Annotated in this window: 2 protein-coding genes and 1 pseudogene; all 3 read left to right on the top strand. The window is 70.4% G+C overall.

What is annotated here, in order from left to right:
• Nucleotides 1-592: 592 nt before the first annotated feature.
• Nucleotides 593-9,802: a DNRLRE domain-containing protein gene (locus ABZU32_RS40535; protein ID WP_354932005.1), complete on the top strand. Its 9,210-nt coding sequence runs from the start codon at nt 593-595 to the stop codon at nt 9,800-9,802.
• Nucleotide 9,803: 1 nt separating this feature from the next.
• On the top strand, nt 9,804-10,157 hold the full coding sequence (locus ABZU32_RS40530; protein WP_354932002.1) for a hypothetical protein: 354 nt from the start codon (nt 9,804-9,806) through the stop codon (nt 10,155-10,157).
• Nucleotides 10,158-10,857: 700 nt separating this feature from the next.
• Nucleotides 10,858-11,018: pseudogene (locus tag ABZU32_RS40525) on the top strand (molybdopterin-dependent oxidoreductase); the annotation flags it as partial.

The following is an 11,018-nucleotide window of genomic DNA, read 5'->3' as shown; positions in this document are numbered from 1 at the left end:
GCGCGCCACCGACGCCACCGGCCGGACCCAGACCGCCGACTACGCCCCGCCCGCCCCCGACGGTGCCACCGGCTGGCACTCCATCCTCGTCGTCGCAAATTAACCTTTCATTTAAATAACGCCCATCGTGAATCGACTGACGTACGGCGGCCACTGGTCCATGTGTCCGCCGTACTCTCATGCATGCTCCGGCCGCGTCCTGGTGCACGCGCCGAGCGGTGCCGAGTCGCTCGAACCGCGTGCAGGGATTGACAACAACTGTGCAAGGAACGCCAAGACCGAAGGCGGCGGGCGCCCGCATACTCATGGGACGGAAAGACCGATGGCGGCCGCCCACGAATTCCGAGTTCTTCGGCCGGCCATTCCACCGTGCCTAGAAACCGCTCCCGAGACAGACATGAGCGCTGGGCGACCGTTCGGTCCGTCTTGATCGCAGCGGGTATCCGCTTCGTCGTGACGGATTCGTCGCGACGGTCATCTGGCGGCAGGACGATGGAAAGGTGTGCCGCGGATGACTCGTCGGCCGGATGTGCGGAGACTGCGATTTCCCGGCGGCGTCGCCGCGTATTCAAGGCTGCGGCGACTGGGCCCGGTGGTGCTTCTCGCGGCCCTCCCGGCGTTCGTGCAGATGTCCGCGCAGCCCGCCACCGCCGGGTCGGTACGGGCGGCGGCCGGCCTGCCGGCGTCCGTGAGCACCGCCGAGCGCCCGGTCCAGCGGTCGGGTTCGGCCTCGGGGTTGCCGCATCTGGTCGACTCCGCGGTCACCCAGGCGAAGGCCGGAGCGAAGAGCGGCGTGCGGCGGAGTGCCGCGTCCGGGCGTCCGAAGGGAAGCCTGCCGGTCGAGGAACCGCACAAGACCTCCACGGAGCCCGCCACGGGCGGCCTGGAGTCGCCGCCGCCGTTACCCGGCGCGTTGACCGGCGGCAAGGAAGACCCGGCCAAGGCGGCGCAAGACGGCCCCGATCAGCCCGATCGTGCGGCGGCGCTCCTGAGGGCGCGGCGTTCCGGTTCCCGCGTGCTGATCGATGAGCGGACCACCGGGAGTTCCCTCACCTACGCCAACCCGGACGGGACGCTGACCACCGAGGTCTCGGCGGGCGTCTCCCGCCTCCGGCGCGACGGTGCCTGGGTGCCGGTGGACACCTCGCTGGTGAAGGCCGACGGCGTGCTGCGCCCGAGGGCGGCCGGGGCGGACGTCGAGTTCTCCGCCGGGGGATCGGCCGCCCCGCTGGCGAGGCTGGTCAAGGACAAGGACCAGTCGCTCGCCCTGACCTGGCCGACGGCCCTGCCCGAGCCGGTCGTCAAGGGCAACACCGCCACGTACGCCGGTGCGGCGGGCGAGAACGCCGACCTGGTCGTCACCATGCTTCCCGACGGGTTCTCCGAGGACGTGGTGCTGCGCGAGCGCCCTGACTCGCCGGTCGAGATCAAGCTCGGCGTCCAGGGCCGGGGGCTGAGACTGCTGGAGACTCCCGCGGGCGGGCTGCGGGTCACCTCGGACAAGGGCGAGGTCGTCGCCTCCGCTCCCACGCCGGTGATGTACGCCGCGGCGTCGGCCGGAGCGGCGGGCGCATCGTCACCGGGCGCGTCCTCCACCGCGAAGGCGCAGGCAGGAGAGGCGCAGGGAAAGAAGGCGCAGGCAGAAAAGGCGGCCGACAGTGCGGGCGAGATCGACACGCAGGTGGTGACCGACGACGACGGTGGGCAGACATTGGTGCTGCGGCCGGACGCCGACTTCCTGCGCGATCCGGGCACGCGGTACCCGGTGCGGGTGGACCCGATGCTGACCCTCACCCCCGACCTGGACACCTACATCGAGACAACGACCTACACCGACGGCTCGTACTCGCTGGGGATGGGCTATCCGTCGTCCTCGACGCTGTATGTGGGGACCAGCGCCAACACCTATCAGAGCCCGCCCAGTTACGTGCGCGACCGCACGTTGCTGAGCTTCCCTCTCACGGCGCTCCCGGCCGGTGCCTCGCTGAGCGGTGCGGAGCTGAAACTGTGGAACACCTCCAGCGCCGCTTGCCGTACCGACTCGGTGACGGCCTCGCAGGTGACCTCGGCGTGGTACTCGGGGATCAACTGGTACAGCCAGCCGACGGTGGCCTGGTCGTCGGTGTCCGGGGCGAACGTCTCAGGGACCTGCGGCACCTCCACGCCCAAGGCGATGACGTGGGATCTGACCTCGATGGCCCAGGGGTGGCTTTCGGGGTCGGCCCCGAACTACGGGGTGCGGCTGACCGGCCCGGAACAGACCTACACGGCGGTCCGCAGCTTCTCCTCCGCCGAGGCCCGGAGCAACAAGCCGGTGCTGTCGCTGACCTACACCGTGCCGAACGTCGCACCGGCGGTGGCGACGCCGGCGATCTCGCCAGTGGTGACGGCCGAGACCGGCGGGGTGGTCACGTCGCTGACGCCGGTGCTGTCGGCGGTGCTCACCGACCCCGACGGCGGTCTGCTGTCGGGGGAGTTCCAGGTCCAGGCCGGCGGGAGCCAGGTGTGGAGCGGAACCGCGAGCGGCGTCTCCTCCGGCGGCACGGCGACCGTCGCGGTGCCGGCGGGCAAGCTGTCGGAGGGACAGGCGATCCAGTACCGGGCGCGCGCCTACGACGGGATCGCCTACTCGGCCTGGTCGTCCTGGCAGAACGCCACGGTGACCGCGATGCCCTTGACGGCGGTGACCTTCCAGCAGTTCACGCCCATCGACAACAACCAGGTCGGATCGCTGACGCCGTCGCTGTCCGCCTACGCGCAGGTGCCCGGTGAGGCCGCGACGTCGTACTGGTACCAGGTATGCGCCGGACCGAAGGACAACTGGACGTGGTGCGAGTCCTCCACGTGGGTGAAGGGCGCCTGGACGGTCCCCTCCGGGAAGCTGCAATGGGGCAAGACGTACTGGTGGTACGCCCAGGCGGCGACCAGCGCGGCGACGGCGACCTCCTCCTGGCGCAGCTTCACCCCCGTGCCCGAGCAGGCCTCGGTCAACGCCCAGCTGGCCACGGGCACCGACGGCCGCGAGTTCGACCACGTCACCGGCAACTACACCCACAGCACCACCGACGTGTCGGTCGCCGCCGTGGGGCTGCCGCTGTCGGTGACGCGCACCTACAACAGCCTGGACCCGCGCACCGACGGAGCCTTCGGCGCGGGGTGGAGCACCAGGTGGGACACCCGGCTGGAGAACGAGCCGCTCACCTCCACGGTGCTGATCACCTATCCGAGCGGGCGCCAGTGGCGGTTCGCCGCCAAGGGAGACGGCACCTATGCCTCCCCGTCCGGCATGTACGCCTCCTTGGCGACGCAGGCCGGCGGCGGGTGGCGGCTGATGGACAAGGCCGCCACCTCCTACTGGTTCGACTCCGCCGGGCGCCTGATCAAGGTCACCGACGGACGCGGGCGCACCCAGACGCTGACCTACGGCACCGGCGGGAAGCTCGCCAAGGTGACCGCGACCGGAGGACGGTCGCTGAACTTCACCTGGAGCGGCGGCCACGTGACCGGCGTGTCCACCGACCCGGTGAACTCGACCCCGATCACCTGGACCTACGCCTACGACGGCGACCTGCTCACCAAGGCGTGCCCGCCCGCCTCGGGCGGCGCGTGCACCCTCTATGACTACGGCGACGGGTCCCGCTACCGCAGCTCCGTGCAGGACTTCAACCCCCGCGGCTACTGGAGGCTGGGCGAGGGCTCCCTGGCGCTCGGCGCCATCGTCGGCAACGCGGTCGGTCAGATCAGCGGGGCCGGCGACGGCAGGATCGCCGGCCGGACCGCCGACGCCACGGGCGGCGTCCTCGCCCCGCTGGCGGGATCGTCCGACACCGCGATGACCTTCAAGGGCACCCCCGACTCGGCGTACGTCTCGCTGCCCTCGGGAATCATCAACGGATCGGGCGGCGACGTGACGCTCGAGGCCTGGTTCAAGACCACGGCGTCGGGCACGGTCCTCGGCTACCAGAACTCCGCGGGCGGCGCTCCCACCGCCTACACCCCCGCCGTCTACGTCGGCACCGACGGCAGGCTGCGCGGCCAGCTGTGGACCGGCGCCGTCGAGCCGATCACCTCCGGCGGCGCGGTCAACGACGGCACCTGGCACCATGTGGCGCTGTCGGCCGCCGGCACCACCCAGACCCTGTACCTCGACGGACAGCAGGTGGGCACCCTCAACAAGCCGATCACCAGCGCGGGCCAGTGGGACGCCCGCATCGGCTACGGCTTCGGATCGTCGAGCTGGCCGTCGACGGTGGCCACCGCCTCGGCCTTCCCGTTCAACGGTTCCATCGACGAGGTCGCCCTCTACGGCAAGCCCCTGCGGCTGGAGCAGATCGCCTCGCATTACGCGACCCGGACGGTGCGCCGCCAGCTCACGAAGATCACCCAGCCGTCCGGGCGGATCTGGGCGCAGAACACCTACGCCGCGGACGGCGGCCGGCTGCTGACGCACACCGACTCCCAAGGGGGACTGTGGAAGCTGTCGGAGCCGTCGTTCCCGTCCGGTTCCAGCGCGCCGGCCAACGCGACCATCACGGTGACCGACCCCCACAACGGCAAGCTGACCTACGTCAGCGATCCCTCGCGGCGGTACCGGATGGTGTCGTGGACCGACCAGCTCGGCAAGACCACCGCGCTCACCTACGACACCGGCGGCTTCCTCACCAAGACCACCGACCGTAACGGCAACGTCACCGAGTTCTTCAACAACGCCCGTGGCGGTGTCATCGGGCGCACGACCTGCCGGACGACCACCACCTGCTCGACCAGCCACTACGCGTACTACATCGACGCCGACAACCTCTTCGACCCGCGCAACGACAAGCCGACCGAGTCCCGTGACGGCCGGTCCTCCGCGCCCGACGACGACACCTACCTCACCAAGGTGGAGTACACCGCCTTCGGCGAGGTGGCCAAGCAGACGACTCCGGCCACCGGCGACTTCCCCACCGGCCGCTCGACGACCTTCGCCTACACCGACGGCGGCGAGGCGGCGATCGGCGGCGGCACGGTCCCGGCGGGCCTGGTGAAGAAGCGGACCGACCCCAAGGGCGGCGACACCGTCTTCGCCTACACCGCCACCGGCGACCTCGCCCAGGTCACCTCCCCTTCGGGGCTGGTCACCAAGTACGGCCAGGACGCGATCGGGCGGGTGACCTCCGAGACCCGGGTCTCCTCGGCCGTCCCCGGCGGGGTGACCACGGCGTACACCTACGACGACCTCGGACGCCCGCTGACCGAGACCGGCGCGGGCGTCAAGAACGAGGTGACCGGAGTCACGCACACCGCCCGCACCACCTACGGCTACGACCGCGACGGCAACAAGCTGACCGAGACCTCCTCCGACCTCACCGGCGGCGACCCGGCGCAGGCGACCGTCTACACCTACGACACCTACGGCCGGGTGGAGACGGTCACCGGCCCCGAGGGCGGAGTGGCCCGGTACGCCTACGACCACACCGGCGGCTACACGACCTACACCGACGCGGTGGGCACGGTGATGGCCTACGCCTACACCGCGCGAGGAGAGCTGGCGTCGGTCACGCTGAAGAACTGGACGGGCACCCCCGTCGCGCCGAGCACGGCCACCGACGTGGTGCTCGCCTCCTACGCCTACGACCCCGGCGGCCGCCTGGCGTCGATCACCGACGCGATGGGACGCAAGACCGGCTACACCTACTACGGCGATGATCTGTTGTCACAGCAGACCGCCATCGGGGCGCGGCTGAACGGATCGGGCGCGGGCCGTGACGTCGTCCTGGAATCCAACGCCTACGACGCGGCCGCCCATCTCGTCCGGCAGACGACAGGCGGCGGTAAGACCCAGGTCGACTTCGCCTACGACGCCGCCGGGCGCCTGAGCTCCCGCACGCTGGACCCGGCGGGACTGGCGCGGGCGACCGCTTTCACCTACGACGCGAACGGCAACGTGACGGCCGCGACGTGGAGCGCCGCGGGCAGCGGCCGCACCGAGAGCATCTCCTACGCCTACGACGCCTCCGACCAGTTGACCAGGCAGACGGTCGAGAACGGGACCACCGACCTGGTCACCACTTGGACCGTGGACGACCGCGGCCTGGTGACCGAGATCACCCCGCCGCGCGGCAACGCCTCCGGGACCTCTCGCCTGGACCACACCAGCTTGATGCGCTATGACGCGGCCGGCCGCCTCATCGAGACGCAGGGACCGCTCGCGCCGGTGGAACGAGCGGGCGGCGCACCGTCCGACCAGCGCGCCACCCGCCGCTTCGGCTATGACAGCACGGGCCGCCGGACGAACACCGTCGACCCCGAGGGCCGCGCCGGCACGGTCGCCTACGACCGGTCGGGCCGTGTCACCTCCGTCACGGGGTCCGCGTACACCCCGCCCGGCGGCTCGCCCGTCACCCCGAAGACCACCTATGGGTACGACGCCGCCGGCCGCGTGACCAGCGTCACCGAACCTCGCGGGAACAAGACGACGTTCCTCTACGACGCCTTGGGCCGCACGGCGCGCTTGACCGACCCCCCGGCCGCCACAGGGGCGCCGCCGGGGAACTGGGACTACACCTACACCCTCGACGACGAGCCGCTGTCGGCGACCGACCCCACCGGAGCGCGCGACGAGGCCACCTACGACGACCTCGGGCGGCGGATCACCGCCACGGTCATCGAACGCAAGCCGGTCACGACGGCGCTGACGACGACGACCACCTTCGACGACGCCGGCAACCCCGTCTCCACCAAGCGGCCCGCGGGCGATGTCACCGGCGTGAACGTCAACGCCGCGGGGGAGGTCACCGACGTCACCGACCCCCAGGGCCACAAGACCCTGTTCACCTACGATCTCCTCGGCCGCCGGACGAAGGTCACCGACCCCCTGGGCGACGGCACCACCGTCGGCTACGACCTCGCAGGCCGGCCCACCAGCGTCAGCGACCTCGACGCGTCGAACACCGTCCTGCGCACCCAGACCCGCGAATACGACCTCGACGGCAACCTGACGGCCAGCACCGACGCCGAAGGGCACACCACCACCGCCGCCTTCGACGCCGCCGGCCGCCTCAGCCGGATGGTCGAGCCGGTCTCCGGCTCCACGTCCATCACCACGTCCTTCGGCTACGACGCCGCCGGGTCCCGCACCCGGTACACCGACGGCCGCGGCAACGCGACCATCACCACCTACAACAGCCTCGGCCTGACCGAATCGCTGATCGAACCCGCGACGGCGCGGCACCCGGCGGCCGCCGACCGCACCTGGACCACCGCCTACGACGCCGCGGGCGACCCCGTCAGGCTGACCGAGCCGGGCGGCGTCCGCGTCGACCGGACCTTCGACGACCTCGGCCGGGTCATCCGCGAGTCGGCGACCGGCGCCGAGTCGGCGACCCCCGACAAGACGTTCACCTATGACCCGGCCGGACGCGCCACCACCGCCGGAGACCTCGCCTTCACCCTCAACGACCGGGGACAGCTGCTCAAGGTCTCCCGTCAGGGCATCGACCAGACGAGCTTCGGCTACGACACCAACGGGCGGGTCACCCTCCGCACCGACGCCGCGGGGACGGCGAGCTTCACCTGGGACGGCGCCGACCGTCTCACCACCGCCAACGACCCCCTCACCGGATCCACCCTCGCCTACGCCTACGACGCCGCCGATCGGCTCACCTCGCTCACCTACGGGACCTCGGCGCCGAACCGTGTCCTCGGCTACGACCCGCTGGACCGCCTGACCGGCGACACCCTCAAGACCAGCGGCGGAAGCACCCTGGCCTCCATCGGCTATGCCTACGACAGGGAGAACCGGCTGGTCTCCAAGACCACCACCGGGACGGCCGGCGCCGGGGCCAACACCTACGGCTACGACCACGCCGGTCGCCTCACCTCCTGGACCGCCCCCGGCGGCGCCACCACCTCCTACATCTGGGACGCCGCGGGCAACCGCACCGGCGCCGGCGGCAAGACCGCCACCTACGACGAGCGCAACCGCCTGATCTCGGACGGCGGGTCCAGCTACACCTACACCGCGCGCGGGACGCTCTCCGGCGAGACGACGGGCGGAAGCACGAAAACCTCCACCTTCGACGGCTTCGACCGCATGACCGGCAGCGGAGGCGTCACCTACACTTACGACGCCCTGGACCGGATGGTCTCTCGCACGAAGCAGGGCGTCACCGGCGGCTTCCTCTACTCCGGCATCGGCAACGACCTCGCGGCCACGACGGACGCCGCCGGAACCAAGCAGGAGACCTACGGCCGGGGCGTCTACGGCGAGGCGCTCAGCTCCAAGCCGGCCGCGTCGGCGGCCCAGTTCATGCTGGCCGACCGGCACGGCGACGTCGTCGCCGCGTTCGGCGCCACCGCGGGCGCGCTCACCGGATCAGCGGCCTACAGCCCGTTCGGAGAGGTGACCGCCTCGACCGGTGGCAGGACCCAGCTCGGCTACCAGGGCGAGTGGACCGACGCCGACACCGGCGCGGTCAACATGCACGCGCGCTGGTACCAGCCCGGCACCGGCGGCTTCGCCTCCCGCGACGGCTGGAACCTCCCGCCGTCGCCCTCCATCCAGGCCAACCGCTACACCTACGTCAACGGAAATCCGCTGACCGGCACCGACCCCTCCGGGCACTCGGACATGTCGCCGGGCGGAGGCATCCCCACCTACTGCCTGGCCAGAGCCCAGCCCGCGCCCGCGCCCGGCACGCCCGGCGGAGCCGACGGGGGGAGCTGTGACGACTACAACCACACCACTCCGCCCATCGCCCCGCCGACGTATTGCACGGACAAGAAGACGTGCGAGCCTGGCGGCGCCGGTGGCAGCGGCAAACCCGGCAATGGCAAGTCGGGCAATGGCAAGTCGGGCAGTGGCTCGGGCGGTGGCTCGGGCGGTGGCTCGGGCGGTGGCGGTGGCGGTGGTGGCTCGGGCAGTGGCTCGGGCGGTGGCGGCGGCGGAAAGGGAACGGCTTCCGGTCACGGCACCGTCAGCGGCGGCATCCCTCAGATGTCGCGGCCCCCGCAGGGCGGGACGGTCACCTGCTCCAGCAGTGCCAAGTGCGTCAAGCTGCTGGAAAAGGGCCTGCGAAGCACTGCCGGCGCCGGCACGTCGAGCAGCCCGGTCGAGGTCACCCTGGACAACTTCAACCGCCCGGACGCGGTGAACCTCGGGACATCGAGCCCCGGCCGGTTCGGGCTCGGCTCCCCCGACCCGGTATTTCCCCATTGCCGCTGGCTGGTCGACCCGATGACCATCTGCGAGACGGTCCCTGATCCGATCGGCGACCAGCCGACCATCGACCCGCCGGCTCCGACGGACGTCGACGACGTGTGCAGCGGCCTGTGCCCGGGACTTCTGCCCTTCGACCCGCCCCTGATCAATGACGGGCCCGGCCCGGGGATCCTCGACTGGCTGCCGCCCACCGAGGACGGCCCCGGCTCCAACCCCGACTGCCTGCAGGCCATCCGCTACGCCTGCCCCGACACGGTCACCGACTACGATTCCGACGGCGACGGAGCCCCCGACGCCATCGACGCCGACGACGACGCCGACGGAACACCCGACGTGGTGGACGACGATGACGACGAGGAAGAATGGAAGGGAAGGTTACTTGATAAGGAGGGTGCGATAGCAGAAAAGTTGGGGCGGTCTACGAAAGAGATCAAGGAGGCTATCCATCGCGTGAAGGTAAAGATGCCACGTAGTGGTAAACGAAAGAATCCCGACACCTTGGTCGATCCAAAAACGGGCGAAGTATATCCCAAACTTCCCGATGGAAGTCCTGGAGAGGACTCCATAGGTAACATTTACGAATTCCTTCCGGATGAGTGACATGTCAACGACCTGGTCGAAGGCGACTCTAAGAATACACAGCCGTACGGCTACGCCGCAGGCGATCGCGAACGATCTAGGCCGGGCGTCCAGCGCGCCCGCTTCCTCACCTTTCTGGCTTCTGGACCTGGAGGAGTCCGCAGAAGATTCGCTTGACGAAACGCTTCAGGCGGTACAGAGGTTCTTGGAGGAGAAGCTGGAGAGCCTTCGCGGGATCAGCGAAGAGGCGGAGATCGGCGTAATGTTGGCCTGGACCCCTCGCAGTGGTCAGGACGGCATACAATTCAATGAGCGTTTGATTTTTCTTTTGTCGCAACTCGGGGCTTACGTAACGCTCGACACGTACCTGGGCTAGGTTGTCACTCGGTCGGCAAGCGAGGCCGTGTGTTCGGCGTCGGCCGTCCGCTCTTCCGGGACATGCGCCGCCTCTGGTTTCCCCCACGCCCGGTACGGGCGTGGGCGTCGGCCGGTTGGTCAACCGGTGGTTCGGCGGAACCTCAGGTGAATCGAGGTGACCCACGCGGCGCCGATCACCTTGCTGATCAGCATCCCGCGGAAATCCGCCGTGCTGTACGCGTGGCGGCGTCCCAAGGCTGCGCGTGTGGTCCCAGGTGATTGCCGCGATCGGCCCGCCGGGGCCGTGCGGCACCCCTAGCATCGGCCTCTGACCGGGTCGGTGCGGAAGTTGTGGGAAGCGCATTGTCCGGAGTCAACCACGGGGTCCGTCGCGCGCGGGGGCGTCGCGGCAGCGGTCCTCAGAGGCTGGTCCCTCCTCGGAGAAGCGATCCCTGGAAGGGCAGCGGTCCATGGAGGGGCAGCGGTTGCTGGAAGGGCGGGGGCTCGCGGCACGGGCGTCGTTCTCGGAGGCGGAGTACAACCCCGTGGTCACCTCCGACGGGGTCCGATGGCGCGACTACGAACTCGCGGCGGAGATCGAAGAGTGGCGGCCGTCGGCGCTCAGGCCCCTCACGATCCCGCAGGGGATGCCGCCGGTCCAGCGACTGGAAGGGGCGGTGCGCACGCCGGAGGACGTCCCGCTTGGGCCGGACGGCGCCGTGTCCAACGACGTGGGGGACAACTACGTCGGCAACGCGCGCTGGCTCGGCGCCCGCCTGGCCGATGTGCTGCGCGACGTCGGCCTCCGCTCCGGGGCCGACATGCTGCTGTCCACCTCCTCCGACGGCTGGACCTGCGGCACGCCGGTGGACATCGTGAT

Origin of the sequence: Sphaerisporangium sp. NPDC005288 (assembly GCF_040607475.1) — a bacterium.
Classification (GTDB): Bacteria; Actinomycetota; Actinomycetes; order Streptosporangiales; family Streptosporangiaceae; genus Sphaerisporangium; species Sphaerisporangium rhizosphaerae.
The sequence above is the reverse complement of the archived record's forward strand: the minus strand, read 5'-3'. Positions and strand labels throughout refer to the sequence as shown.